The sequence below is a fragment of the Baekduia sp. Peel2402 genome (genome assembly GCF_052567285.1).
Genome location: NZ_CP199582.1, coordinates 571,475 through 596,471, shown reverse-complemented (window position 1 = coordinate 596,471; position 24,997 = coordinate 571,475). Strand labels below are relative to the sequence as shown.

Sequence of the window (24,997 nt, the reverse complement as noted above, 5' to 3'; positions counted from 1 at the left end):
CCCGCGCCTACGCCACGCCGGCCTCCGCCAGCCACGCCCAGAGCGTGTCCTGGTCGACGATCTCGACGTCCAGCTTGTTGGCCTTGTTGGTCTTGGCCGCGCCGGTGTTCGCGCCGGCCAGGAGGTAGTCGGTGTTCTCGCTGACGCTGGAGGTGGCGGTGGCCGCGGCCTGCTCGACCATCCGCGTCATGTCCGGCCGGGAGACCTTCGCGCCCGAGCGCGGGTCGGTGAACGCGCCGGTGATCACCACCGTCTTGCCCTTCAGCGGCGAGTCCGAGGCAGCGGCGACGTCGACGGGCTTGTCCTCGTCGTGGACGTCGAGGTCGACGCCGGCGGCGCGCAGCTCCTCGATCTCGGTCCGCACCTCGGGCCGCTGGAAGAACGCGACGACCGACTCGGCGACCTTCGGGCCGATGTCCTTGATCCAGACCAGCTCGGGGACGCGCGCGGCGGCGACGTCCTCCAGGTCCTCGTAGCCCGCCAGGCAGAGGCGCTTGGCGACGCCGTCGGACGCCATCGGGATCGCCAGGCCGATCAGCGCGCGGCGCAACCCGATGTCCTTGGATCCGGCGATCGAGTCCACCATGTTGCGGGCCGAGACCTCGCCCATGCGCTCGTAGCCTTGGAGCAGCTCGGTCGTGATCTTGGTGTAGAAGTCGGCGCGGGACTTCAGGATGCCGTCCTCGGCGAGCTTCTCGATCCAGACGTCGCCGACGCCCTCCATGTCGGCGGCCGGCCGTGACGCCCAGTGCATCAGGCGGCGCGTGATCTGGGCCGGGCACTGGAGGTTGGGGCACCAGCGCTCTTCGCCGGTGCCGCGGATCTCCAGCTCGGTCCCGCAGCTCGGGCAGTCCTTCGGCGGCTTGATGACCTTCTCGCTGCCGTCACGGTCCTCCGGGATCGAGCGCCCGACGAACGGGATCACGTCGCCGCGCCGGACGACCGCGACCGTGTCGCCGATGCGCAGGTCGCGCTCGCGGATCAGCCGCGGGTTGTGCAGCGTGACGTTCTCGACGGTGACGCCGCCGACGAACACCGGCTCGACCTTCGCGCGGGGCGCGATCCGGCCAACCTTGCCGACCTGCCACTCGACCGCCAGCAGTTTCGTGAGCTTCTCCTCGGGCGGGTACTTGAAAGCGATCGCACCGCGCGGCTCGGCGCTGTTGAAGCCGGCGGCCTCGAAGGCGGCGGGCTCATGGAGGCGCACGACGGCGCCGTCGATGTCGTAGTCGAGCTTGTCGCGGCGCGTGCCGATCGCGTGGATCGCCTCGATGACCGCCTCGGGCGTGTCGGCGAGCGTCTGGTGGACGAGCTCGAACCCGATCGACTCGGGGTCGATGTCCTCGGGCCTGCGCGAGTCGACGTCGCGCTCGGCGCCGAAGGCGAAGAAGCGCAGCAGCCGGCCGGCCTCCGCGGCCGCTTTGGCGTCCTTCTGCATCAACGTGCCCGCGGCGCCGTTGCGCGGGTTGGTCAGCGGCTTGTCGGGGTGCAGGTCGTTGTAGGCCTGCCACGTCGAGCGCGTCATCAGCGCCTCGCCGCGTACCTCGACGCGCTCCTTGGGCTTGATCTTCTTGGGCAGCGCCGGGAGCACGTGGATCGCCTTCTCGGTGACGATCTCCCCGATCGCGCCGGTGCCGCGGGTGGCGACGTAGTCGAGCTTGCCGCCCTCGTAGACGATCGAGATGCTCAGGCCGTCGAGCTTCTCCGAGACGCGGAAGACCTGGCCCGGGTAGCGCTCGCAGAAGGTCGTGATCGCCTCCTCGGTGGTCGCCTTGGCCAGCGAGAGCATCGGTCGCGCGTGCCGGACCGTCGGCCCCTGCAACTGCTCTGGGGCGTTGACCTTGTCCAGCGGCGAGTCCTCGGGCTCGAGCTCGGGATGCTCGGCGACCAGGGCGGTGAGCTCGTCTTTGACGGCGTCGTAATCCGCGTCTGGGATCGCGCTGTCGCCCTCGCCGTAGTACGCGTCGTTGAGGCGTTTGACCTCCGCGCTCAGCTCCTGGATACGGGCGGCGATGTCCTTCTTGCTCACCCCGACCATGTTGACGCGCCGGTCGGTCGCTAGACTACTCGGATCCCGCGTTTGCAGTCGTTGCCTCCGAGCATCCTCCGCGTTCGCATCACTCACCACCAGAGGAACTCATCATGGCTACCGGAACCGTCAAGTGGTTCAACGACGACAAGGGCTTCGGCTTCATCACCCCGGATGACGGGGGCAAGGATCTGTTCGTGCACCACAGCGCGATCAAGAGCGACGGCTTCCGTTCGCTGCCCGAGGGCGCGAAGGTGAGCTACGAGGCAGAGCAGGGGCCGAAGGGCCCGGCCGCCGCCAACGTGCAGACCATCTAGACGGGCGGTCGCTGCTTATGGCCGCGCGTAACAAGAAGACGACGATGGCGAAGCTCAACCGCGAGAACCGTCAGCGGGAGAAGCGCCAGCAGAAGAACGCGCGCAAGGAGGCTCGCCAGCGTGGCGAGCTGACGCCGGCCCCTTCCGAAGAGGGCGACGAGCCCGTCGAAGAGGCCTGGCAGTTGACGCGCGGGTTGGACCCGGACCAGCTCTAGGGCTGGTCCTCGCTCCGCGCCGAGATTCGGCGCGGAGCGCGCGCGGGCCCCGCCCGGTCAGCGCTGAAGGGTGAGGACGTCTACGTCCTCGAAGCCCTTGGCCGGCGCGGTGTTCGACGCGACCGATCCCGTCACGCCGGCGAACTCGCCGCTGCCGCCGATGATCGGCATCGGGATCCGGCCGTCGAGGTAGAAGTGGCCGGCGGCCAGGATCTGGCCGCGGCCGGTGACGTCGTAGGTGGCGTCGCAGAGCAGCTCGGCGCGGCCCACGGGCCGGGCCGGGTCGGGCCGACGGCCGTGCACGACACGGAGATCGCGCCGAGGCGCTTGCGTCCCGCGTCGAAGAGCCCGCCGTGCACGACGATGCGGTCGCCCCTGCGAGCGATCTTGGCGTCGCTCGCCAGAGCGATTAGGGTCGCTCACATCTCGACCCGAGTCCTGATCGCCGACGACCAGCGCCTGGTGCGCGCCGGGCTGCGCGTGCTTCTGGAGCAGCACGACGACCTCGAGGTCGCCGGCGAGGCCGCGGACGGGGCGGAGGCGATCGCGCTGGCGCAGCGGCGCGCGGTCGACGTGGTGTTGATGGACATCCGCATGCCGAACGTCGACGGGCTGGAGGCGACGCGGCAGCTGCTGGGCCGGCACGGCGACGCGCTCCGGGTCCTCGTGCTGACGACCTTCGACGCCGACGCCTACGTCTTCGAGGCTCTGCGGTCCGGCGCGTCGGGCTACCTGCTCAAGGACGCCCCGGAGGAGGAGCTCGTCGCCGCCATCCGCGTCGTCGCGCGCGGGGACGCGATCGTCGCGCCCGCCGTGACCCGCAGGCTGGTGGAGCGCTTCGCGGCGCTGCCCGAACGCGGCGCGACACCGCGCGCGTCGCTGCCCGACGAGCTGACCGCGCGCGAGCGGGAGGTGCTTGCCGAGGTCGCGCGCGGACGCTCCAACGCCGAGATCGCCGAGGCGCTGGTCGTCACGCGGCACACCGTCAAGACGCACGTCGCGCGGCTGCTGATGAAGCTCGGGCTGCGCGACCGCGTGCAGTTGGTGGTCTTCGCCTATGAGAGCGGGTTCGTCGCTCCTGGGGAGGACCAGGCGGCGGGCGAGATCGCTCCTGAGAGCGATGGCGCGGGCGCAGGACGCCCGTAGCGTGGCGCCCATGACCGCTCTCCTGCCGGTGAAGAAGACCCTCGGAACGCCGGTTGGGCGGTGGGGTCCCGCGGCGGGCGACGTGCCGCTGGCCGTCCTGGTCGCGGTGCTGGGCTTCTTCATGGTGACCGGGGACGACGGCGACAAGGCCGGCGGGAGCACCGCGGCGGGGTTGGGGATGACCCTCGTCGCGCTGGCCCTGCTGGCGCGCCGGCCCGCGCCGCTGCTGGGACTGGCCGGCCTCGCGCTCGCCGACCTCATCAACATCGCCGCGTTCGGCGAGCACGTCCGCTGCGGCGTGGTGCTGCCGAGCGCCGCCTACCTCGGGTTCGCCGCGGCACGGCGGGCGAACGACCGGCTCCAGCTGGCGGCGATCGCCGGGCTGATGGCGGCGATCGGGACGCTCACGGTCGTCTTCGAGCTGGGCGCCGAAGGCATCCTGGCCTGCGTGCTGGTGCTCGGCGGCGCGGTCGTCGGCGGCCGCGTGGTGCGGCGGCGCGACATCGCCGTCGCCCGGCTGGCCGACGGGACGCGTGCGCTGGAGGCCCAGCGCGAGCAGACCGCGCGCCTGGCGGTCGAGAACGAGCGCGTGCGGATCGGCGGCCAGGTCGGGCGCACGGTCGACGAGCGGTTGGAGGGCGTCCTGGCCGGCGCTCGCGAGGGCGACTTCGCGGCGATCGAGGCCGACGGGCGCGCCGGGCTGGCCGAGATGCGGCGCGTCGTCGACGGGCTGCAAGGCACCGCGCCCGCGCCGACGCTGGCGCAGCTGGACGACCTCGTGGCGGAGCGCGGCGCGAGCACGCTCGCGGTCGAGGGCGAGCGCCGGCCGCTGGCCCCGGGCGTCGAGGTCGCGGCGTGCCGGATCGTGGAGCTGCTGCTCGGCGTCGTCGACCCCGGCGACGCGGGCGTGCGCGTGCGCGTCCGCTACGGCGCTGATGAGCTGGCGGTCGAGCTGGACGGTCGTGCAGACGTCGAGTCGGATCCCGCGCTCGTCGCCGCGGCGCGCGAGCGCGTGGCGGCCGTCGGCGGCTCGATCGACCTGCGGCGCGGCGTGGCGCGCGTCCTGCTGCCGGCGGCCGCCGCCGGTGGTGCCTGACCGCCGGGACATCGCGGCGATCGGCGCCGGCGTCGCGTGCGCCGTCGCGTTCGCGGCCGGGCTCGGCGCGCGCGACGAGTCCTACGTGATGCTCGTCGCGGTGGGCGTCGTCAGCGCGTGGGCGGGGCTGGGCGCGTCGATCGCGGCGTCGGCGGTCCTGCTCGCGGGGAGCTACGGGGCGCAGCTCGCGCTCACCGGAGACGGCACGCCGCCGTTGTTGTACGCCGTGGCCGGGCCGTGGCTGATCGGGCGCGTCGTGCGCTCGCGCCGGGAGCTGGCCGCGCAGCTGGAGGAGACCGCGGCCGCGCTGGAGGCCGAGCGCGCCGCCTACGTCGAGCTCGCCGTCGAGCGCGAGCGGCAGATGATCGCTCGTGACCTGCACGACGTCGTCGGCCACGCGATGAGCCTGATCGTCCTGCAGGCGGCGGCCGGGCGCCACCTGGCCCGCAGCGATCCGGACGCGGCGGCGCAGGCGCTGGCCGCCATCGTCACCGCGGGCGACCAGGCCCGGACCGAGGTCGAGCGCCTGCGCGGCGTGCTGGAGGCGGGGCCGGCGCCGGGTCTCGACGCGCTGGCCGAGGTCGTGGCGCGTGCCGCGGCCGCCGGCGTGGACGTGCGCGTGCGGGGCGGCGGCGGGACCGCGACGCTCGCGCCGGAAGCCGACCAGGCGGCGTTTCGCGTCGTGCAGGAGGCGCTGACCAACGTGGTCCGTCACGCGCCCGGCGCGCCGGTCGAGGTCCTGTTGGAGCACCGGGACGGCACGTTGGTCGTCGACGTCGTCAACGGTCCGGCCGAGCGCGGTGGAGAAGGCCCGGGCGGCGGGCACGGCCTGCGCAACATGGCTGAGCGCGTTACCGCGGCCGGCGGGCGGCTGGATGTCGGGCCCAAAGAGGGCGGCGCAGGCTGGCGCGTGCGGGCGACGCTGCCGGCCGACGGGCGCTAGGCGTCGGCGCTGGCGCGCTGCTCGCGCAGCGCGGCGGCGAGGATGCCGTTGACGAACCCCGGCGCGTCGGCGCCGCAGAACTCCTTGGCGGTCTCCACGGCCTCGTCGATCGCGCCTTCGGCCGGGATCGGCGTGTCGGCCGGGACCGCGTCGGGGTGGATCATCTCCAGGAGGGCAACGCGCATGATCGCCTTCTCCAACGGCGCGATGCGGTCGATCGTCCAGCCCTTGGCGTGACGCTCGATGATGCCGTCGAGGTCCTCGGAGTAGTCCGCAGAGGCGTACGCCAGCGCGCGGGTGAAGGTCGTGGCTTCGCGCGGGAACACGTCGTCCAACTCACGGCTGGTGACGTCGTGCTGGTAGAGGGCGAAAGCGGCGGCGCGGCGCTGATCAGAACGGCGGGACATGCAGCGGATCAGCGTAGCGTCAAGATGGTGATGATGGCCGACCGCCTACCCACCCGCGTCTGGTATTTGGAGATGAACGACCCGGAGCGGCTGCGCCCTGCGGCGCCGCGCGAGGGCGTCGAGGTGGTGCGCGCGGAGATCCCGCTCGGGCCGCTGAACCGCATGATGTACCTGGAGATCGGCCGCGGGCACCACTGGGTGGACCGGCGCGAGGACAGCGCGGAGCAGTGGCAGGCGCACGCCGAGGCGGTCGAGACGTGGCTGGCGCTCGTGCGCGGGACGCCGGCCGGCTACGCGGAGCTGCGGGCTGACGCCGACGGCGCGGGCGCCGTCGAGGTCTGGACGTTCGGGATCCTGGCGCCGTTTCGCGGTCAGGGTGCGGGCGGCGTGCTGCTGACGGCCGCCATCGAGCGCGCGTGGGGGATGGACGCGACGAGGGTCACGGTCAACACGTGCGAGCTGGACGGCCCGCACGCGCTGGACCACTACCGGTCGCGCGGCTTCGCGCTGGTGCGCGAGGCGGAGGAGCTGCGAGGGCGCGAGCCGGAGGCCTAGGCCCGCGACATGTAGTCGCCGGTCTCGGTCTGGATCTTCACGCGGTCGCCGATGTTCACGAACAACGGGACCTGGATGACTGCGCCGGTCTCGACGGTCGCTGGCTTGTTGCCGCCGCCGGAGGCGGTGTCACCGCGCACGCCGGGCTCGGTCTCGGTGACCTCGAGCTCGACCGAGGAGGGCAGCTGGATCGACGAGGGGTTGCCGTCCATGAAGACGACGTCGACCTCATCGGAGGGCTTCGTCCACCGCAGCGCGTCCGCGATGCCGCCGACCGGCACCGCCATCTGCTCATAGGACTCGGTGTCCATGAAGTGCGCGTCGGTGTCGTCGGAGTACAGGAACTGCATCTTGCGCGCCTCGGTGCGCACCGCCCGGAACTTCTCGCCGGCACGGAAGGTCTTGTCGATCACGTTGCCGTCGCTAGAGCGCTTGAGCTTCGTGCGCACGAACGCGGGGCCCTTGCCGGGCTTGACGTGCTGGAACTCGACGACCTTGTAGATGGTCCCGTCGACCTCGATGTGGTTGCCGTTCTTAAGCTGGTTCGTGCTGATCATGACCGCCGCCCAGTATGGCGCAGCGCACGGCTCGGCTGTGCTGCGCCCGGCGTGGTCGGCGTGCGGACCGCGCTCATGAGAGCACTGTGAGAGCGCTCACCGGAACTTGGCGCACCGGGCACTGAAGATCCTGTTCGGCGGCCGGGGAGGTCGCCGTGGTCCAAACCACAGCAGGAAGGAAGCTGTTCGTGATCAACGTTCGCTCATTGACCCTCACCGCGGCCGCCGGCATGGCCGCCGCGGCGCTCGCCGCTTCAGGGGCTCACGCCATGCCCGTGTGCGGCGAGGGCGGCAACCCGTGTCCGCAGGGCCCGAAGAACGCAAAGGGCACCGTCGACGTCGCCGCGGGCTACACGCTCACGGTCCGTAAGGGCCCCCGCAGCGGCGCGCGCGCGGTGCGCAAGCTCGCCGACGGGGCCGGGGTCATCATCGTCTGCCAGACCGAGGGCGAGAGCACGACCGGCACGTTCGGCACCTCGCGCCTGTGGGACAAGCTGATCCACGGCGGCTACGTCAGCGACACCTACGTCTCGACCGGCTCCGACGGCCGCGTCGCGCCCGAGTGCCCGAAGGCCTCGCACCCGACGCCCGGCACGCAGCCCCCGGCCCAGCCCAAGGGGCGGCCGCGTGACGTGACGCTGAAGGACGACTACCCGTTCCCGAACGCGTCGCCGAAGGATGCCGACAAGTGGGGGTTCTACTACCGCGAGTGCACGAGCTTCGTCGCCTCGCGCCTGAACCGCCTCAAGGGCTTCACCTTCAGCAACCGCATGAACGGCGGCCACTTCGGCGATGCCGGCAACTGGGATGACAACGCCCGCGCGCTCGGCTACCGCGTGGACACCACGCCGACGGTCGGCTCGGTCATGGTCCGTGACAGCGGCACGTGGGGCCACGTCGCGATCGTCTCCAAGGTGACCAAGACCCAGTTCATGGTCGAGGAGTACAACCACAACGTCGACCACGGCTACGGCACGCGTTGGATCAGCCGCGCCCCCAACGGCGACTGGGACCACTTCATCCACTTCCGCTTCTAGGTAAGGGCAAGGGCACCGCAGCGCGATCGGTCTGTATCTATTGACATTCGATAGATAACGGGCGAGACTCGATGCATGTTCACGGAGCATCGGGTCGTGGTCGCGCTGCGGGCGTTCTTGGTGGTGCTGTTCGGCGTGCTGGTCGTGTTCCAGACGCTGTCGCTGCCGGGGCAGTTCGCGCACATGGCCGACGAGGAGCCGGACCTGGCCTACCTGCGGTGGCCGCTGACGGTCGTGACCGTGTTCTGGGTGGTCTGCGTCCAGGTCGTGATCGTCGCGATCTGGAAGCTGCTCGGGCGGGTGGAGCGCGACCGGATCTTCAGCGACGCGTCGTTCGCATGGGTCGACGCGATCGTGTACGCCATCGCCGCCGGGTGGGTGACGCTGATCGGCGTCTTCCTCTACGTCGGCTTCACGGCCGACGACCCGGGGCTGCCGCTGCTGTTGTTCCTGTTGTCGGTCGGCGTCGCGGTGGCCGGGTTGTTGATGGTGGTGATGCGCGCGCTGCTGCGCAAGGCCACCATGCTGCGCACCGACATGGACGCGGTCATCTAGATGCCGATCGTCGTGCGCATCGACGTCGAGCTGGCCAAGCGCAAGATGAGCGTGGGCGAGTTCTCAGAGCGCGTGGGGCTGACGCCGGCCAACGTCGCGGTGCTGAAGAACGGGCGGGCGAAGGCAGTCCGGTTCTCCACGCTGGAGGCGATGTGCGCGGTGCTGGAGTGCCAGCCGGGCGACCTGTTGGAGTGGGTTTCAGACGAAGGAGATCGGTCGCCGGAGCCTGTGCTTGAGGGCGGCGGACCGGTGTCCGATCGCTGAAAAAGCAACCCGTAGGCTTTGGTGCTCATGCGCCATCGCCTGCTCGTCTCCGCTGCTGCTGCGCTGTCGGCAGCCGTCCTCGCGCCCGCCGTCGCGATGGGTGCCGACACCGTCGTCCCCAACAACCAGATCGTCCAGGGTTTCCAGTGCCTGGGCCCGACCTGCGCCGACGGCGAGGCGATGACCGGCCCGCTGCTGTGGGAGAAGTCCAACGACACGCCGGGCATCCGGCTGGCGCAGGGCAACGGCGGTGGGTACACGGCCCAGACCTGGGACGTCGCCGGCAACGAGGCCAACTTCTTCATCCGCGACCTCACCGGCGGCAGCAAGCTGCCGTTCCGGATCCGGCCGGGCGCGCCGACCAGCAGCATCGACATCCAGACCAGCGGCACGGTCAACACGACGGGGCTCGTCCAGCAGAGCGTGCAGTCGGTTGCCCCGACCGGCGCGATCGACGGTGACGGCGTCCTGGCCGGGGTGCGCGGGCTGTCGCTCAACACCTACACCACGGCGGGCGAGACGCACGCGCTCCCGGTCGCGTTCAACTCCGCCTTCGGCCTGGGCGCGGCGAGCAACCAGTGGCTCGCGCCTCAGGACGTCGCCACGGTCGCACTGGCCGCGGTCAAGGCGCTGGACGCGCGCGTGACCGCGATCGCGCTGACCCCGGGGCCGAAGGGCGACACGGGGACGAAGGGCGAGGCAGGATCGTCTGGCGCGGCCGGCGCGAAGGGCGACGCTGGCGCGGCCGCCACCGCCGACCTCGCCACGCTTGCCGCGGCCGACCGGCGGATCGCTGCGCTGGAGAAGTCCAACGCGAAGTTGTCCAAGTCGCTGGCCACGCTGCAGAAGCAGGTCGCCAAGCTGGTGAAGAAGACGCCGACGGCCAAGAAGGCCCGCGCGGCGCGCGGCGGCGCGAACGGCCGCCGCTAAGGGCGCGCGACGGACGGGGCGGGCGTCAAAAAGGGCGCTACTTCGACGTCGCCTTCCCCAGCTTCGCCTGGCCCGTCCCGAGCTTCTTGTAGTCCAAGAACGCGCTGTCCGGGCGCTCCGGCGCAGAGAACGACGCCTTGTCCTGCGTGCCGTAGACGCCGGGCAGGCCGCCCTCGGCCGAGACGGTCACGGTCCCGGCGAACTCGCGTGAGACGTTCTTGATGGTGATGTGCTCGGCGCGCGCGGAGAGCAGCTTCAGCGCGCCGTTGGCCTGGCGCAGCGCGACGCCGTAGCGCTCGGCGTTCTTGGCCTCGGCCCAGGAGATCTCAAGGTCCTTGCCAACCCGCTTGACCTTCAGGTCGCGCACGGTCCCGGGCGTGACGCCGTCGGCCACCGCGTACTTGGCGACCTCCTCGTCCGGGATCGGCTTGCCGTCGAGCGTCGTCCGGGCGACGAGCTCGCGCGTGCCGCCGCGGCCGTCCTGGGGCGTGAAGGCGATCTTCCCGCTGCCGCCCTTGACCGTCTTGATGTCGTGCGCGACGCCGTTGGCGGCCTCGGCGAACGTGACCTCCTTGCCACCGACCGGCCCCGCGTCGTACTCCAACACGTAGGACTCGCCCTTGCCGCGCGTCACCTTCGCGGTCACGCCCTCGCCGTCGTCCTCGCGCGTCTCCTTGACCTTGACGATCGACGGCGAGCCCGGCAGCGGCGTCACCGTGTAGGTGCCCGGCTTGCCCTTCAACACGCCGGCGACCGTGATCCCCTGCGACGCGTCCTGCGCCAGCCCGATGCGCTTGCCGTGCACGATCCGCGGCGGCGCCTTGTCGGCCCCGAGCGTGACGGTCTCGCCGTCGGGCGCCTTCAGCGTCACGTCCGGCGCCTTGCCGTCGGCGCCGATCAACATCACCGACTTGCGCTCCTCGTCCGCGGAGACCTCGAAGGTCACCGGCGCGGCGCCTTGTGCGGCGCGCGCCGAGCGGGGCGCGGAGATGTTGTGGTCCCAGTAGCGGCTCGGCTTGCAGCCGGTCGGGAACCAGATGTCGGGCAGCAGGTTGCCCCAGCCGTAGCCGACGCCCGGCACCCAGTCGTCCTTGACGATGTCGCCGACGCAGACCGCCACGCCGCGGTCGCTGATCCAGCCCGCGACCGTGCCGCAGAAGAGGTCGACGCCGAGGCACGCGTCGACGCGGCCTTCGATGTTGAACTGCTTGGTCGAGCCCTTGAACTGGCCGCGCAGCGAGCCCGTCAGCCGGATGCCCGGTACCGCGAGCGAGACCGAGCCGCCGAGGTCGACGTAGTCGGGGTACTCGTACAAGAAGTGCCCGGAGCCCATCCCGAGCTCGCCACCGCCCGGGAGCTTGACGGAGACCTCGCCGCCCACGGCCACGGTCGGCGCCACCAGCCGCGTCCCGCTGACCGCCTGGAAACTGGCCGCGTCCGCCGTGGTGATCGTGTACGGCGAACCGGGCGAGGCGAGCACGACCAGCAGGTCGCCCTTGACGCGCGCGACCTCCGCCACGTCCATCGTCACGCCGCCGTGCAGCAGCGGCGGGTCGAGCTGGACCTGGAGCGAGACGCTCTGAAGCGTCACGCCAGGGAAGATCACCGGCGGCGGGATCGGCCCACCGAAGTCGACGGTGCCGCCCGCGGCCAAGAACCCGCCGCCGCAGAAGTGCACGCCGTTCTGCGGCGGGTCGGGCGCCAACCGGAAGCCGGCGCGGCCGTTCTCCGAGGACTTGTCGCCGATGAAGATGTTGGCCGTGGCCGACCAGTACTTCGCGCCGCAGGTCGGCTCCTGGGCGTGGCCGTTGACGTTGTAGTGGAACGCGACGTCGGTCAGCTGGACGCTTCCCAGCTCCAAGTTGGGAACCTTGATGTCGAGGCCGTCGATCGACGGCCCGCCCCGGTTGTCGGCGGTGATCCGCGCCGCCGCGCTTGGCGGCTTGCCCCCGAAGGCGGTGAAGATGTCGGGCAGGCCGAGGTGCAGCATCGCCTCGGAGTAGTGGCGGCCGCCTTCGGACCACAGCTGCAGCTGCGCCCTGGCGTCGAGCGGGAAGCCACCGATCGCGTTGAGCGACTTCTTGGCGTCGAAGCCGCCGTCGATCGTCGCGCCGCCCTCCCGGATCGCCGGGTTGTAGGTCGCGGGCGCGACCGTGGGGATGCCGTCGTGGCGCGTGCCGGGCTGGGCGCGGGCGTCGAGGTTGATGGCGCCCTCGCGGACCGTGAACGTCCCGAACTTCACCGTGCCCTTGCTCGCGACGACGCGACCGAGGTTGGGGAAGACGTACGTCAACCGGGCGCCGTCAGCGTCGACCGTCAACCCGTTGACCTTCACCGGTTTGGCCGAGGCCCAGACGTCGATCGGCACGTTGGGGTTGCCGCCGTTCTTGGTCCACTCGTCGATCAGCTTGCGGTCCTCGGTCGGGATCGCGCTGCGGCTGGTGGCGTGGACCATGCAGCCGCTGACCTCGAGGATCCCGAACGTCAGGCTCTGGTCGATGCAGTTGATCTGCGCGGACAGCACGTTGCCGATCCCGTTGGAGATGTCGCCCGGGGTCGAGACGTGGCCGCAGGTGAACATGAACGCGGGGCGGATCAGCTGGCCGCCGCCCGCCGGCGCGGCGGGCGCCGGCAGGGTCGGCACGATGATCTGCTGCGCGGGCGAGCGGACGCCGTTGAGGCCGATGGCCGACAGGTTGATGCGCGAGGTCAGGGTGGGCACGCCGGCCGCGCGGTTGATCCCCGACCGACCGGCCGCGGTCGGCGCGCGCAGCGCGATCGCGTTGGAGGTGCCGGGGCAGGAGCCGTCGTCCTTGCCGTCGCCGTTGGCGTCGACGTTGATCTGCGACGCACCCTCCACGCCGAGCCCGATCGTCGAGAGGCCGCCGGCGCGGACCGGTGCGCTCGGGTTCAGCCCGAACAGCCGCGGCGGGTTGGCGCCCTGGCCGGGGCCGAGCGGGATCGGCGACGGGCCGACCGGGATCGGCTGAGGGTCGCCGCCGCCACCGCCGTCCGGGACCAGCGCGGGCGGCTCGGACCCGGTCGCCGCGGCCAGCCGCGCGATCTCGGTGGCGCTGAGCGCGCGGTCGTAAATGCGGACCTCGTCCAGCGCGCCCGGGAACGAGCTGCTCGGTCCGCAGCCGGCCTGCGCGCTGTACTCGCCGATCCGGAACGTCTGGTCGGTGGCGACCCCGTAGTTGATGGTGTCGGGCGAGGGCGGCGCGCTGCCGCCGGCCTCCTTGCCGTCGACGTACAGGCGCGTGTAGGTCCCGTCGAACGTGCCGACGGCCAGGTGCCAGTTGCCGTCCCAGACGCCGGTGCCGGCGCTGACCAGGTGCGGCGCGCCGGAGACCCCGCGCACGTAGAAGCTCAGCCCCTGACCGGCTTGGTAGTGCGTGTACATCGCGTACGGCGAGCCGTTGCAGCCGCCCGGACCTTCACCGCCGCCGCTGGCCAAGTACTTCAACGTGCCCGGGTCGCCGCTCTGCTTGAACCACAGCACGAGGCTCACCGTCGCCGGACGGAAGAGCGCGTTGCCCGGGACCGTCAGACCGGAGCCTGACGCCGGGTGAACCGCGTTGCCGAAGCGGCCGGGCACGAGCGTCGCACCCGGCCCGGCCGCCCCGTTCAGCCCATTGCCGGACGAGTCCGCACCGGACAAGTCGTCCACGTGGTATTGGGCGACGAGTGGTGCTGCGGCGTGCGCTGCGGGGATCCCCACCCCGAGCACCGTCGGCAGGAGAGCGACGAGCACGGCAATACCTAGGCGCATGATGGGTTGCTCCCGGAGGCTGCGCATGGTTGGCTGGACCGATGGACCGCGAGCGGCCACTACGGCGGCGGCAACCTTTCACAGGACAGCGGGGCTGCGCGTCGGGGGTTGCCCCTGATCTTTGCGGGGGCGCGTGACGAGCACGCTGCTGGAGCGTGAGGCCGAGTTGACGGCCTTGCGTGGTCCGCTGCCGGATATCCGTGATGGCCGCGGCCGGCTCTTGATCGTCGAGGCACCCGCGGGACGCGGCAAGAGCACGCTGCTGGCCGCGCTGGCGACCGAGGCTCCTGCCGCGGGGCTGCGCGTCCTGCACGCCCGCGGCGGCGAGCTGGAGCGCGCCTACGCGTTCGGGGCGATCCGCCAGCTCTTCGAGCGCGCGGTCGCCGAGACCGATCCGGACGCCCGCGCCACGCTGCTGTCCGGCGCGGCGGCGCCGGCCGCGGCGCTGGTGGCGAGCGGAGGGGCTGGCGCTTCAGGGGCGGCCGCCGGCCCCGGCGTCCTGCACGCGGTCTACTGGCTGGCGACGAACCTGTCGCTGCAACAGCCGCTGTTGATCATCGTCGATGACGTCCACTGGGTCGACGAGCCGTCGCTGGAGGCGATCGTCTACCTCGCACGGCGCCTGGCCGACGTCCCGATCGGCGTCGTCGTCGGGCTGCGCCCGGCCGAGCCCGGCGCGCCGCACCACCTCCTCGACGCGCTGCGGGCGGAGCCCGGCGCCGCGGCGGTCTCGGTGCCGCCGCTGACCGTCGAGGCGGTGGCCGCGCTGGTGCGCGCCGCGGTCCCGACGGCCGACGACGCGCTCTGCGCGGCGTGCGCGGAGATCACCGCCGGCAACCCGTTCTACCTGCGCGAGCTGCTGGCGTCGATGAACGGCGACGCGAGCGCCGCCCGCGCCCGCGAGGTCGCCCTGCCTGAGTTGGGCGACCGGATCGCCCGGCGTGTCGCGGCCGCTGGACCGGACGCGGTCGCGCTGGCGGAGGCGATGGCCGTCCTGGGCGACGGCGCGCGGCTGGCGGAGGCCGCCGCGGTGGCGGAGCTGGACGCCGTCGAGGCCGCGTCGGTCGCGGCCGGACTGCGTCGCGTGGAGATCCTCAGCGACGAGGATCCGGTCGCCTTCGCCCATCCGCTCGTGCGCCGCGCGGTCTACGACGCGCTGACGGTGGCCGAGCGCGAGCGCCGGCACGCCGCCGCCGCACGACTGCTGACCGCCCGCGGCGCCGCGCCGGGCGCGGTGGCCGAGCACCTCGTGCGGCTCGCGCCCGCGCGCTCTTCGGAGGTCGTCGCCGGGTTGCGGGGCGCTGCCGCCGAGGCGATCGGTCGCGGCGCGCCGGAGGCTGCCGCCGCGGCGCTGCGCCGCGCGCTGGAGGAGGACGCGCCCGCGCCGCCACGCGCCGAGCTGCTGCTCGAGCTCGGGGAGATCGAGATGGCCGCGCGCGACCTCCGCGCGCTCGAGCACCTGACCGAGGCCTATGAGTTGACCGAGGACCCGCGCGGCTGCGCGCGGGTCGCGATCTCGCTGGCCGCGCTGCTGGCGGCGCTCGGGCAGTGGGACCGGCTCATCGCACTCGTGGACGAGGTGCTGGCCAGGTTGGGCGACAGCCACCACGAGCTCGCGCTGGAGGTCGAGGCCCTGCGGGCCGGGGCGCTGTCCAACGACAGCGAGCTGATCGAGCTCTACGACCGCGACGAGGCGCGCCTGGAGACGCTCGCGCGCGGGCCCGAATGGCCGGCGCGGGCGATCGCGTCGGTCCTGGCCATCACCTGGGGCGGACGCGGCGAGCGCAGCGCCGACCTGCGGGCGCTGGCCGAGCACGCGCTGCGCGACGGCGCGCTGCTGCGCGAGCGCGGCAGCGGCGCGTGGCCGGTCGCCCAGGTGCTCGGCGGGCTGATCGCGGCCGACGAGGACGTGCTGGCGCTGGAGGTCATCGACGAGGCGCTGGTGCTCGGGCGCGCGGAAGGCTCGCTGGTCGGCACCGCGCTGTCGACCGCGTTCCGATCCTGGATCCACGTCCGTCGCGGCGATCTCGTCGCCGCCGAGGCCGACATGCAGGCCGTCGCCGCGGTCGAGCTGCCGCCGGCGCTGCAGATGGAGGTCGCGTCGGTCTACTGGTTCTTCAACGACGTGCTCGGCGAGCGGGCCAGCCTGGACGCGCTCGTCGCCCCGGCGGCGCTGTTCGAGCCGCGCGACGAGTTCGCCCGCACGGCCGCGGGCGCGATGATGGTCGAGACGCGTGGGCGCCACCGGTTGCAGGCCGGGGACCGCGCGGCGGGCATCGCCGACCTGCGCGCCGCCGCGCACCCCTACCGGCGCCTGCGCTTCGCGCCCAGCCGCGGGACGTGGCGCTCGACGCTGGCGCTCGCGCTCGGCGCTGACGCCGCCGACGAGCGGCACTCGCTGGCGGCCGAGGAGGTCGCGCTGGCCGAGGCGTCGGGCCTGGCGCGTCCGCACGGGATCGCGTTGCGGACGCTGGCGCTGGTGGACGGCGGTGACGAGGAGGTCGACCGGCTGCGCGCGTCGGTCGCGCTGCTGGAGGGAACGCGAGCGCGGCTGGAACACGCGCGGTCGCTGGTCGCGCTGGGGTCCGCGCTGCGCCGGCGCGGGCAGCGGGCCGACGCCCGTGAGCCGCTGGCCGCGGCGCTTGAGCTCGCGCACCGCTGCGGGGCGGAGGGGACCGCCGCGCAGGCGGTCGAGGAGTTGCGCGCGGCAGGCGCACGGCCGCGGCGCCCGGAGCGCACTGGCGTCGAGGCGCTGACCGCCAGCGAGGCACGCGTGGCGCGGCTGATCGCCGGCGGCCGCACCAACGCCGACGCCGCGCAGGAGTTGTTCGTGTCCTTGAAGACGATCGAGACGCACCTGACGCGGATCTACGCCAAGTTGGGGTTGTCGGGCCCAGGCGCGCGGCGGCGCCTGGGCGGCGCGTTGGATCAGGGCTGAGCCCCGTGGCCGCGCGGCCGTCGCCGCGCGACCTCGGGGGCCAGGGGCTAGTCCGCCGCGGAGCGGATCTCGGCCGTGGGCGCGCTGGTGGCGGTAGCGGTGCCACCGGGGTTGAGGGCGGTGACGACGACGCGAACGGTCTGGTCGATGTCGTTGGAGTCCAACATGTAGGTGGTGCCGGTGGCGCCGGAGATGTTGACGCAGCCGGTGCCTCCGGCGTTGCAGCGCCGCCACTGGTAGCTGTAGGAGAAGGTGGGCTGGCCGCTCCAGGCGCCTGGGCTCGCGGTCAGCGCGGTGTTCGCGCGAGGCTGGCCGGAGATGGTGGGCGGGGAGGTGTTGAAGGGCCGGGCGCTGAGGATGACGGGGGTCAGCTCGCCGGCCTTCGACGTGGAGCCTGCGGCGCTGGTCGCGGTCACCACCGCGCGAAGCCGGTGGCCGACGTAGGCGCTGGTCGCGTAGAACGACGGCTCCTTCGCGGCGGCGCCGGAGATGTCGGCGCAGTTGGCGCCGTCGGCGTCGCAGAGCTGCCACTGGTAGGTGTAGGTGATCGGCGAGGTGGCCTCCCACGTGCCGGTCGTGGTCAGCTTGTCGCCACCCTCGTACGCGTCGCCGAACGCGAGGGTCGGCGCGGTGAGGTTGCGCGGGGGCGCCGCGGCGACCTCGGCGGTGGGCTCGCTGACCATCGTGGCGCTGCCCTTGACGTTGGTGGCGGTGACGACGACGCGGACCCGGTACTGGAAGGCCGTGCTGGTCAACGTGTAGGAGCTGCCCGTGGCGCCGGGGATGTCCCAGCACCAGAGGTCGACGTTGCAGAGCTGCCACTGGCGGGCGTAGGTCATCGGCGTGGTGCCGCTCCACGTCCCGTCGGTGGCCGTCAGCGTGTTGTAGTTGACCGCGGTGCCTGAGATCGTCGGGAGGCTCGTGACGCTGGGCACGACGGCGACGACGACCGCCGTGGCGGCGGTGGTCTTCGTCGTGGAGCCCGCGACGTTGGTCGCGGTGACGACCGCGCGGATCGTGTGGTCGACGTCGGTGGCGGTCAGCGTGTAGGTGTTGCTGGTGGCGTCGGCGATGTCGTTGCAGCCGATGCCGCCGGTGTTGCAGCGCTGCCACTGGTAGGTGTAGGTCATCGGCGTCGTGCCGGTCCAGGTCCCGGCGGTGGCGGAAAGCGTCGCGCCGGCCGTTGTGTCGCCCGAGATCACGGGCGCGGTGGCGTTGCTCGGCGCGATGCCGCTGACGGCCGTCGTCGGCGCGCTGGCCTTCGACGCGGTGCCGGCGACGTTCGTCGCGGTGACGACGATGCGGACCGGATGGCCGACGTCGGTGCTGGTCAACGTGTACGTGTCGCTGGTCGCGTTGGTGATGTCGGCGCAGTCGCTGCCTTCGGCGTTGCAGCGCTGCCACTGGCGGGCGTAGGCGATCGGCGTCGTGCCGGTCCACTCGCCGAGCGTGGAGGTCAGCGTGGTGAGGTCCGTCGCGGTGCCGGAGACCTGCGGGGCGGTCGTGGGCTGCGGGGCGACCGCGACGACCGGATCGGTCGCGGCGCTCGTCGCGGTGGTCGACCCGAGCGCGTTGGTCGCGGTGGCCACGACGCGCAGCGTGTGGCCGACGTCCGTGCTCGTCGACGTGTAGCTGCTGCCCGTGGCGCCGGCGATGTCGGCGCAGCCCGTGCCGTCGGCGTCACAGCGCTGCCACTGCCGGGTCGTCGTGATCGTCGACGCGCCGGTCCAGGTCCCGTCGGTCGCCGTGAGCGTGCGGCCGTCGGCGGTGGTGCCGGAGATCACGGGCGGCGCGGTCGCGACCGGGATCCCGGCGCGGACCGTGGTCGTCGCCGGGCTGGTCGACGTGCTCGCGCCGAGGCTGTTGGTGGCGGTGACGACGACCTTGATCGTCTTGCCGGTCTCGGCCGCCGTCAGCGTGTAGGTGCCAGAGGTGGCGCCGGCGATCGGCGCGCAGGAGGACTCCGTCGTGCACGACTGCCACTGGTAGGTGTAGGACAACGTCCCGGCGCCGGCCCACGTGCCGCGGTCGGCGGTGAGCGTGTCGCCCTCGTAGACCGCGCCGGACGGGGTGACCGACGGACGCGTGAGGACAGCCGGGACGCCGACCCCGGCGCCGTAGTGCGCGCGGATCTGCGCCGCCGACAGCGCCTGGCCGTAGAAGGCGACGTTGGAGACGTCGCCGTGGAAGCGCGTGAACGAGTCCGAGGTGCCGATGCCGCCGGACTGCGTGGCGTCTTGCCAGCCGCCGACGCGGAAGGTGCCGCCGTTGAGCGTCGGCGTCCGGTCGGTGCTGCCGCCGCGCTGGGCGCCGTCGACGAACATCGAGGTCAGGCCCGCGGTGCGCTGGACCACGACGTGGTGCCAGGTCTGCGCGGTCGGGAAGCCGGCGGTGTTGCCGAGGCTGCTGGCCGCCGAGCAGCCGGCCGCGTCGAAGCCGAACAGGTTGGAGCTCGTGTTCGCCGTGGTCTGGTCGGTGCCCACGATCACGCCGTACCAGCAGCGGTTGGCGCCCTGCCAGGTCACCCAGCCGTTGCTGACCATGGCCTCACGCGCCACGTAGCGGTCAGAGTGCGCCCAGAACTCGATCGCGAAGTCGTTGGGGTTGTTGAAGTAGGGGCGCGAGAGGTCGCCCGCCCCGGTGAACCGCGCGGACGTCGCGCCCGGCCACGGGCCGGCGGTGCCCGGCGTCACGGTCCCCTGGCGCGTCAGCGTGTAGCCGTGGCCGGTGAGGTCGGCGGCCGTGTCGAGCGTGACGTCGTCCAGCGGCCAGTAGCCGAGGGGGCTGTCGCCGAGCACGGTCTGGCCGTAGAGCGCCTGGCCGTACGGGGTGCTGGCCGAGACGGCGGCGGTTGCGGTGGAGGCCGCGCTCGTGTCGCCCTCGCTGGAGGTCGCGGTGACGCGCACCCGCAGCAGGTGGCCGGCGTCGTCGGCCGTCGCCGTGTAGATGGACTTGTCGGCGCCGGCGATCGCCGTGCAGCCGGTGCCGTCGGCGTCGCAGCGCTGCCACTGGTAGGCGTAGGTCAGCCCGGCGCCTGTCCACTGGCCGGTCGTGGCGCGCAGGCGCGAGCCGGGGCCGATCGCCGTCGTCGGGGAGGCGGTCGGCGCCGTCGTGTTGGACGGCAGGCCGATGGTCGCGTTGAAGTGCGCGGCGATGCGGGCGGCGCTCAGCGCCTTGTCGTAGAAGGCGACGTTGGAGACCGCGCCGGTGAACTGGCCGAACGATCCGCCCGAGTCGCCGATGCCGCCGGCGTTCCACGGGTCCTGCCAGCTGCCGATGCGGAAGCTGCCGCCCGAGAGCGTGATCGTGTGGGTGTCCTGGCCGCCGCGCGGGTTGCCGTCCACGAACAGGGTCGTGGTGCCGGCGGTGCGCTGGAAGACGAGGTGGTGCCAGTCGGTCGCCGAGGCGAAGACGTTGGTGCCGCCACCGGTGTTGCCGACGTTGTAACAGGTGGTGTTGTCCCAGGCGTGGGCGTCGGCGCTCATCGCGGCGAGGACGGCGCCGTTCCAGCAGCGGTTGTTGGCGGTGTTGCCGACCCAGCCGTTGGACGCGATCGCCTGCAGGCCAGAGGCGCGGTTGGAGCGCGCCCACAGCTCGATCGCGAAGTTGTCGGTCTTGTTGAAGTACGTGCCGGTGTAGTAGCCGCCGTTGAGCGCGACGCCCTTGGAGCCCGCGAACGGGCCGGTCACGTTGGTGGTGATCGTCCCGTACGTCGTGATGCCGGTGAGCGTGCGGGTGCCACCGACGGCGCTGTCGGGCGCAGAGGTGGTGGTCGCGTCGTTGAGCTGCCAGCGGCTGGCGGGTGCGTCGGCGCGGACGGCAGAGTCGTAGTCGGCGCGTGCCGGGGCGACGGGACCGGTGGCGAGCGCGAGCAGCGCGGCGAGCGCCAGAGAGCAGAGCAAGACGACGCGACGCGGGTCGCGCAGAAGGGCGTACATGAAGAACTGGACCGTTCGTTGAAGAGGGGTGGGGATGCCGAGGGAGAGCGTTCGCAGCGCTCGGCGGCGATGAGGGTACTGAGCGATCTTGAGTCCGCAAGACCGACAAACGTCCAAACCATGTCCGCGCTCCATGCGTCCGCTTTTCGGGTCGTCACCGGTGCGTCTGACCGCTCCCCGCCGCGGCCTGCGGCACAATGCGAGGCGATGAGCACGACCGACGACGCCGCCTCCCAGCTCGACGCCCTGGTGACGCGCCTGGAGCGCACGGCCGAGCAGCTGCGGTCCGGCGACGTGTCCCCGGACGCGGCCGCGACCCTGGTCGAGGACGCCGCGTCGTTGGCGTCCCAGGCCTCGGCGGAGTTGGAGCGTCTGTCGCGCGCGGCCGCCGCGGAGCCGCATCCGGGCCAGGGCGGGCTGCTTTAGCCGTGGCGCCGTCCACCAAGACTGAAGCGCACGCGGCCGCCGCGGCCGTGGGGTATCCCGACCACCTCCGCGCGCAGGTCGACGTCTACCTCGACGCGCTGCGCTTCCCGTCGCGCGCGCCGCGCACCGACGGGCTGGAGGAGGCGATGCGCTACAGCCTCCTCGCGGGCGGCAAGCGGATCCGGCCGGTGCTCGCGCTGGCCACCGCGGGCGCGGTCGGGCTGGAGCGGTCCTCGATCCTCCCGCTGGCCGCGGCGCTGGAGCTGATCCACACCTACTCGCTGATCCACGACGACCTGCCGGCGATGGACGACGACGACCTGCGCCGCGGGCGGCCGACGTGCCACGTGAAGTTCGGCGAGGACGTCGCGATCCTGGCCGGCGACGCGCTCTACGCCGAGGCGTTCCGGCACCTGCTCACGGCGCAGCCCGGTGATCCGGCGCGGGTGCTGGCCGCAGCGCGCGAGCTGGCCGGTGCGACCGGCGTCGACGGCATGGTCGGCGGCCAGTACCTGGACGTCGCGGGCGTCTCCGAGACGCCCGGCGACCTGCGGCGGCTGCACGAGCTGAAGACCGGCCGGCTGATCGGCGCGTCGGTGATCTGCGTGCTGCTGCTCTCGGGCTCGCCGTCAGACGCCGACGAGACGCTGTCGTGGCGCCGCTTCGCGTCCGAACTGGGCGTCCTGTTTCAGATCGTCGACGACATCCTTGACGTCACGGGCACTGACGACGCGCTCGGCAAGCCGCAGGGTTCTGACGAGCGCCACGGCAAGCGCACCTACGTCACGGAGTTCGGGCTGGAAGGCGCCAAGAAGCTCGCGCAGGAGTCCCATGCCGCTGCCAGGGCTACCCTTAGCTCTTCCGCTCCGCACGGCGCGCCCGAGCTGGAGCAGATCACCGACTTCATCTACACGCGGACTTCATGACCGAACCTCCTCACGAACGCCTGCTCGACTCCATCGACCGCCCGCAGGATCTGCACCGCCTGTCGGAGGAGGAGCTGCAGCGCGTCGCGCAGGAGGTCCGCGAGCACATCATCGACACGGTCGGGGAGATCGGCGGCCACTTCGGCGCCAACCTCGGCATGTGCGAGGTCACGGTCGCGCTGCACTCGCTGCTGGACTCGCCGAAGGACAAGATCCTCTGGGACGTGGGCCATCAGGCCTACCCGCACAAGATCCTGACCGGGCGCCGCGACGAGCTGTCGACGATCCGCCAGTACGAGGGGCTCGCCCCGTTCTGCGCGATCCACGAGTCCGAGCACGACATCATGGGCGCGGGCCACGCCTCGACCTCGATCGGCTACGCCGTCGGGATCAAGGAGGGCATGAAGATCGCCGGGGACATCGATGCCGGCAAGGTCGTCGCGGTGATCGGCGACGGCGCGATGACCGGCGGCGTGGCGTTCGAGGCGATCCACCAGGCCGGTGGCCTGGGTACGCCGATCGTCGTCGTCCTCAACGACAACGGGATGTCGATCGCGCCCAACGTCGGCGCGCTGTCGCGGTACTTCAACCGCGTTCGGCTGAACCCGAAGCTGTGGCACGCCCGCGAGGGCATGGAGGAGAAGCTCACGACGCTGCCCGGCGGGATCGGCGCCGCGTTTGACCGTCTCGGTCCGCAGCTGAAGGAGTCGATCAAGTCGTTCTGGGCGCCGGGGCTCTTCTGGGAGGAGCTCGACTGGGCCTACATGGGTGTCATCGACGGCCACGACGTGCGGGCTTTGCGCCGCGCTCTGGCCGCTGCGTTGGCTGCGGGGCGCCCGGTCGTCGTCCACACGGCGACGGTCAAGGGCAAGGGCTTCACTCCTGCCGAGGACGGTGGCCTGGAGGGCATGGAGAAGTGGCATGCCGCCAAGCCGAAGTCGATCGTCAACCGGGCGCCGACCGTTACCGTGCCGTCGCCTGCGGCGGTGGCCGCGGCGGCGACCGCGCCGCCGCAGTACACGCAGGTCTTCGGCGACGCGCTGGTCGACGAGGTCCGCCGGGACCGTCGCGTGGTGGGCATCACCGCGGCGATGAACTCCGGCACGGGCCTGAACATCCTCCAGAAGGCCGAGCCCGAGCACTACTTCGACGTCGGCATCGCCGAGCAGCAGGCCGTGTTGTTCGCGTCCGGCCTGGCGCTCGAGGGCGCCAAGCCGGTCTGCGCGATCTACTCGACGTTCCTGCAACGCGCATACGACCAGATCGTCCACGACGTCTGCCTTCAGGAGCTCGACGTCGTCTTCGCGATGGACCGCGCCGGCCTGGTCGGCGACGACGGCCCGACGCACCACGGCGTCTTCGACATCTCCTACCTGCGGCCGCTGCCGAACATCGTGCTGGCCGCGCCGCGCGACGAGGCCCAGCTGAAGCACCTGCTGCGCACGGCGCTGACGACAGGCGGCCCGTTCGGGCTGCGCTACCCGCGCGGCGAGGGCGTCGGCGTGCCGCTGCCCGGCGCGGGCGACGTGGCGGCGATCCCGGTCGGCCGCGGCGAGGTCCTGCACGAGGGCTCGCGGGTCGCTTTGGTCGGCTATGGGTCCGGTGTGGGCAAGTCGCTCGAGGCCGCGGCGCTGCTGGCCGAGCACGACCTCGACGTCACGGTCGTCGATGCGCGCTTCGCCAAGCCGTTGGACGTCGAGCTGATGACGACGCTGGCCGCCGACCACGAGCTTTTGGTGACCGTGGAGGAAGGCGTCTTGACCGGTGGTTTCGGGTCCGGCGTCTGGGAGGCGCTCAACGACCGCGGGGTCGCGGTGCCGCGGATGCTGCGGATCGGCCTGCCGGACCGGTACGTCACGCATGGCAAGCCCGCGCTGCTGCACGCCGAGGTCGGCTTCACGGGGCGCGAGATCGCCCGCCGCGTCGAGGCCGCGCTGTTTGCGGGCCGCGGCGAAGTGCTGTCCGAGGCGTAGGCTTTGAGCGACCTGCACCCGCAGGTGCGGTCGCTCCTGCGGGCGATGGACGAAGACGGCGCGCCGCCGCCGGCGGATCTGGCGGCCGAGAGGGCGTCGTATTTGGACGCCACGTTGCGCTTGGGCGGGGCGGCGGAGCAGGTGGCGTCGACGGAGGACGTCGTCATCCCGGCGTCCGACAGCGCGCGGCTGCCGGCGCGGGTGTACGCGCCGCTGCACGACGAGGACACCGACGCGTTGTTGGTGTGGTTGCACGGCGGCGGCTGGTACGTGGGGGACATCGAGTCCTTCGACCGCGTCGCGCGCGTGCTGGCGAACGCGAGCGGGGCGAAGGTGTTGTTGGTGGAGTACCGCCTGGCGCCGGAGCATCCGTGGCCGACGCCGGTCGACGACGCCGACGCGGTGGTCGCGTGGGCGCGCGGGGCGGGGGCGAAGCAGCTTTCGATCGACCCGGCGCGGGTCGTGTTGGGTGGCGACTCGGCCGGCGGCCAGCTGGCGGTGGTCGCGGCGCGGCATGCGGCTGATGCCTCCGCGCCGCCGCTCCGCGCGTTGTTGTTGGCCTATCCGGCCCTCGACCCGACGCTGTCGAGCGCCTCCGCGGCACGCTACGCCGAAGGCCCGATGTTGACGCGTGAGGACATGGAGCGCTGCTGGTCCTACTACCTCGGCGACACGCCCCGCGAGAACCCCGACATCGCCCCGCTCCTCGCCACGGACCTCTCGGCTTTGCCGCCGACCACCATCGCCCTCGCCGAGATCGACCTCCTCCACGACGACGGGGCGACCCTCGCCACCCACCTCCCGGACGCAACCGTCCGCACCTTCGACGGCATGGTCCACGGCTTCATCCGCTGGGGTGGCGCCGTCGACGACGCCGGCGACTGCCTGCGCTGGCTGGGCGCCGCTGCGCGCGACGCGCTGGCCTGATCGGTGAGTCGCACCTAACCCGCGCATATCGCGGGTTACGCGCGAT

Annotated in this window: 21 protein-coding genes; 15 read left to right on the top strand and 6 right to left on the bottom strand. The window is 72.4% G+C overall.

The window, feature by feature from the left end; translation table 11 throughout:
• Window positions 1-7: 7 nt before the first annotated feature.
• Window positions 8-2,029 carry an NAD-dependent DNA ligase LigA gene (gene ligA, locus ACT01A_RS02925; protein ID WP_445150747.1) on the bottom strand — a complete coding sequence of 674 codons (2,022 nt, stop codon included), beginning with the start codon at window positions 2,027-2,029 and terminating at the stop codon, window positions 8-10.
• A 113-nt stretch (window positions 2,030-2,142) separates the two neighbouring features.
• Here ligA and ACT01A_RS02920 point away from each other — a divergent pair, with 113 nt between their 5' ends.
• Window positions 2,143-2,346, top strand: coding sequence for a cold-shock protein (locus tag ACT01A_RS02920; protein WP_445150746.1), 204 nt, complete (start codon window positions 2,143-2,145; stop codon window positions 2,344-2,346).
• A gap of 17 nt (window positions 2,347-2,363) precedes the next feature.
• Complete coding sequence (locus tag ACT01A_RS02915; protein WP_445150745.1) at window positions 2,364-2,561, top strand: hypothetical protein; 198 nt, start codon at window positions 2,364-2,366, stop codon at window positions 2,559-2,561.
• Between the two features lie 57 nt (window positions 2,562-2,618).
• Here ACT01A_RS02915 and ACT01A_RS02910 read toward each other — a convergent pair whose 3' ends face one another.
• Window positions 2,619-2,864 (bottom strand): hypothetical protein, encoded by a 246-nt coding sequence (locus tag ACT01A_RS02910; RefSeq protein WP_445150744.1) that lies wholly within the window; start codon window positions 2,862-2,864, stop codon window positions 2,619-2,621.
• 120 nt (window positions 2,865-2,984) lie between these two features.
• On the opposite strand from ACT01A_RS02910, the gene ACT01A_RS02905 reads away from it, so the two are divergent.
• Genes ACT01A_RS02905 through ACT01A_RS02895 form a run of 3 tightly spaced genes read left to right on the top strand, consistent with a single transcriptional unit; the run spans window position 2,985 to window position 5,746 of the window.
• Window positions 2,985-3,707, top strand: a complete 723-nt coding sequence (locus tag ACT01A_RS02905; protein ID WP_445152788.1) for a response regulator — start codon at window positions 2,985-2,987, stop codon at window positions 3,705-3,707.
• Window positions 3,708-3,717: 10 nt separating this feature from the next.
• Window positions 3,718-4,803, top strand: coding sequence for a hypothetical protein (locus ACT01A_RS02900; RefSeq protein ID WP_445150743.1), 1,086 nt, complete (start codon window positions 3,718-3,720; stop codon window positions 4,801-4,803).
• The gene (locus ACT01A_RS02895) at window positions 4,796-5,746 is read left to right on the top strand and encodes a sensor histidine kinase (RefSeq protein ID WP_445150742.1); all 951 of its coding nucleotides are present in this window, start codon (window positions 4,796-4,798) and stop codon (window positions 5,744-5,746) included. Before ACT01A_RS02900 ends, ACT01A_RS02895 begins: the two co-directional genes overlap by 8 nt.
• Here ACT01A_RS02895 and ACT01A_RS02890 read toward each other — a convergent pair.
• Window positions 5,743-6,153: a transcription antitermination protein NusB gene (locus ACT01A_RS02890; RefSeq protein ID WP_445150741.1), complete on the bottom strand. Its 411-nt coding sequence runs from the start codon at window positions 6,151-6,153 to the stop codon at window positions 5,743-5,745. The genes ACT01A_RS02895 and ACT01A_RS02890 overlap by 4 nt on opposite strands.
• 30 nt (window positions 6,154-6,183) lie before the next feature.
• Here ACT01A_RS02890 and ACT01A_RS02885 point away from each other — a divergent pair, with 30 nt between their 5' ends.
• Window positions 6,184-6,708 (top strand): GNAT family N-acetyltransferase, encoded by a 525-nt coding sequence (locus ACT01A_RS02885; RefSeq protein ID WP_445150740.1) that lies wholly within the window; start codon window positions 6,184-6,186, stop codon window positions 6,706-6,708.
• Here the strand turns inward: ACT01A_RS02885 and efp are convergent.
• Window positions 6,705-7,265, bottom strand: coding sequence for an elongation factor P (gene efp, locus ACT01A_RS02880; protein WP_445150739.1), 561 nt, complete (start codon window positions 7,263-7,265; stop codon window positions 6,705-6,707). The genes ACT01A_RS02885 and efp overlap by 4 nt on opposite strands.
• Window positions 7,266-7,453: 188 nt before the next feature.
• Between efp and ACT01A_RS02875 the strand changes: the two genes are divergently transcribed.
• The 4 genes from ACT01A_RS02875 to ACT01A_RS02860 all read left to right on the top strand — a co-directional run bounded on the left by ACT01A_RS02875 (window position 7,454) and on the right by ACT01A_RS02860 (window position 10,051).
• Complete coding sequence (locus tag ACT01A_RS02875) at window positions 7,454-8,302, top strand: CHAP domain-containing protein (RefSeq protein ID WP_445150738.1); 849 nt, start codon at window positions 7,454-7,456, stop codon at window positions 8,300-8,302.
• Window positions 8,303-8,377: 75 nt separating this feature from the next.
• The gene (locus ACT01A_RS02870) at window positions 8,378-8,857 is read left to right on the top strand and encodes a DUF2975 domain-containing protein (protein ID WP_445150737.1); all 480 of its coding nucleotides are present in this window, start codon (window positions 8,378-8,380) and stop codon (window positions 8,855-8,857) included.
• Window positions 8,858-9,121, top strand: coding sequence for a helix-turn-helix domain-containing protein (locus ACT01A_RS02865; RefSeq protein WP_445150736.1), 264 nt, complete (start codon window positions 8,858-8,860; stop codon window positions 9,119-9,121). It begins immediately after the preceding gene.
• Window positions 9,122-9,148: 27 nt separating this feature from the next.
• Complete coding sequence (locus ACT01A_RS02860) at window positions 9,149-10,051, top strand: hypothetical protein (RefSeq protein ID WP_445150735.1); 903 nt, start codon at window positions 9,149-9,151, stop codon at window positions 10,049-10,051.
• A gap of 37 nt (window positions 10,052-10,088) precedes the next feature.
• On the opposite strand, the gene ACT01A_RS02855 is transcribed toward ACT01A_RS02860, so the two are convergent.
• Window positions 10,089-13,805 (bottom strand): LamG domain-containing protein, encoded by a 3,717-nt coding sequence (locus ACT01A_RS02855; protein WP_445150734.1) that lies wholly within the window; start codon window positions 13,803-13,805, stop codon window positions 10,089-10,091.
• A 151-nt stretch (window positions 13,806-13,956) separates the two neighbouring features.
• On the opposite strand from ACT01A_RS02855, the gene ACT01A_RS02850 reads away from it, so the two are divergent.
• Window positions 13,957-16,761 (top strand): AAA family ATPase, encoded by a 2,805-nt coding sequence (locus tag ACT01A_RS02850; RefSeq protein WP_445150733.1) that lies wholly within the window; start codon window positions 13,957-13,959, stop codon window positions 16,759-16,761.
• A gap of 47 nt (window positions 16,762-16,808) precedes the next feature.
• Here the strand turns inward: ACT01A_RS02850 and ACT01A_RS02845 are convergent, their stop codons facing one another.
• Window positions 16,809-20,699: a LamG-like jellyroll fold domain-containing protein gene (locus ACT01A_RS02845; protein ID WP_445150732.1), complete on the bottom strand. Its 3,891-nt coding sequence runs from the start codon at window positions 20,697-20,699 to the stop codon at window positions 16,809-16,811.
• Between the two features lie 207 nt (window positions 20,700-20,906).
• Here ACT01A_RS02845 and ACT01A_RS02840 point away from each other — a divergent pair, with 207 nt between their 5' ends.
• From ACT01A_RS02840 to ACT01A_RS02825, 4 genes are read left to right on the top strand one after another with little or no spacing between them, the layout of a single operon-like run.
• On the top strand, window positions 20,907-21,125 hold the full coding sequence (locus tag ACT01A_RS02840) for a hypothetical protein (RefSeq protein ID WP_445150731.1): 219 nt from the start codon (window positions 20,907-20,909) through the stop codon (window positions 21,123-21,125).
• Between the two features lie 2 nt (window positions 21,126-21,127).
• On the top strand, window positions 21,128-22,051 hold the full coding sequence (locus ACT01A_RS02835) for a polyprenyl synthetase family protein (RefSeq protein ID WP_445150730.1): 924 nt from the start codon (window positions 21,128-21,130) through the stop codon (window positions 22,049-22,051).
• A complete protein-coding gene (gene dxs, locus ACT01A_RS02830) occupies window positions 22,048-24,024 on the top strand; it encodes a 1-deoxy-D-xylulose-5-phosphate synthase (protein WP_445150729.1) in 1,977 nt (658 codons plus the stop codon). The genes ACT01A_RS02835 and dxs overlap by 4 nt, the downstream gene beginning before the upstream one ends.
• Before the next feature lie 3 nt (window positions 24,025-24,027).
• Window positions 24,028-24,951 (top strand): alpha/beta hydrolase, encoded by a 924-nt coding sequence (locus tag ACT01A_RS02825; RefSeq protein WP_445150728.1) that lies wholly within the window; start codon window positions 24,028-24,030, stop codon window positions 24,949-24,951.
• Window positions 24,952-24,997 lie beyond the last annotated feature (46 nt).

Excerpts from the sequence above, each read along its gene's own strand:
- ACT01A_RS02870 (WP_445150737.1), top strand. The coding sequence starts at position 8,378 with ATGTTCACGGAGCATCGGGTCGTGGTCGCGCTGCGGGCGTTCTTGGTG.
- ACT01A_RS02900 (WP_445150743.1), top strand. The coding sequence starts at position 3,718 with ATGACCGCTCTCCTGCCGGTGAAGAAGACCCTCGGAACGCCGGTTGGG.
- ACT01A_RS02915 (WP_445150745.1), top strand. The coding sequence starts at position 2,364 with ATGGCCGCGCGTAACAAGAAGACGACGATGGCGAAGCTCAACCGCGAG.
- ACT01A_RS02865 (WP_445150736.1), top strand. The coding sequence starts at position 8,858 with ATGCCGATCGTCGTGCGCATCGACGTCGAGCTGGCCAAGCGCAAGATG.
- efp (WP_445150739.1), bottom strand. The coding sequence starts at position 7,265 with ATGATCAGCACGAACCAGCTTAAGAACGGCAACCACATCGAGGTCGAC.
- ACT01A_RS02840 (WP_445150731.1), top strand. The coding sequence starts at position 20,907 with ATGAGCACGACCGACGACGCCGCCTCCCAGCTCGACGCCCTGGTGACG.
- ACT01A_RS02845 (WP_445150732.1), bottom strand. The coding sequence starts at position 20,699 with ATGTACGCCCTTCTGCGCGACCCGCGTCGCGTCGTCTTGCTCTGCTCT.
- ACT01A_RS02890 (WP_445150741.1), bottom strand. The coding sequence starts at position 6,153 with ATGTCCCGCCGTTCTGATCAGCGCCGCGCCGCCGCTTTCGCCCTCTAC.
- ACT01A_RS02920 (WP_445150746.1), top strand. The coding sequence starts at position 2,143 with ATGGCTACCGGAACCGTCAAGTGGTTCAACGACGACAAGGGCTTCGGC.
- dxs (WP_445150729.1), top strand. The coding sequence starts at position 22,048 with ATGACCGAACCTCCTCACGAACGCCTGCTCGACTCCATCGACCGCCCG.
- ACT01A_RS02885 (WP_445150740.1), top strand. The coding sequence starts at position 6,184 with ATGATGGCCGACCGCCTACCCACCCGCGTCTGGTATTTGGAGATGAAC.
- ACT01A_RS02860 (WP_445150735.1), top strand. The coding sequence starts at position 9,149 with ATGCGCCATCGCCTGCTCGTCTCCGCTGCTGCTGCGCTGTCGGCAGCC.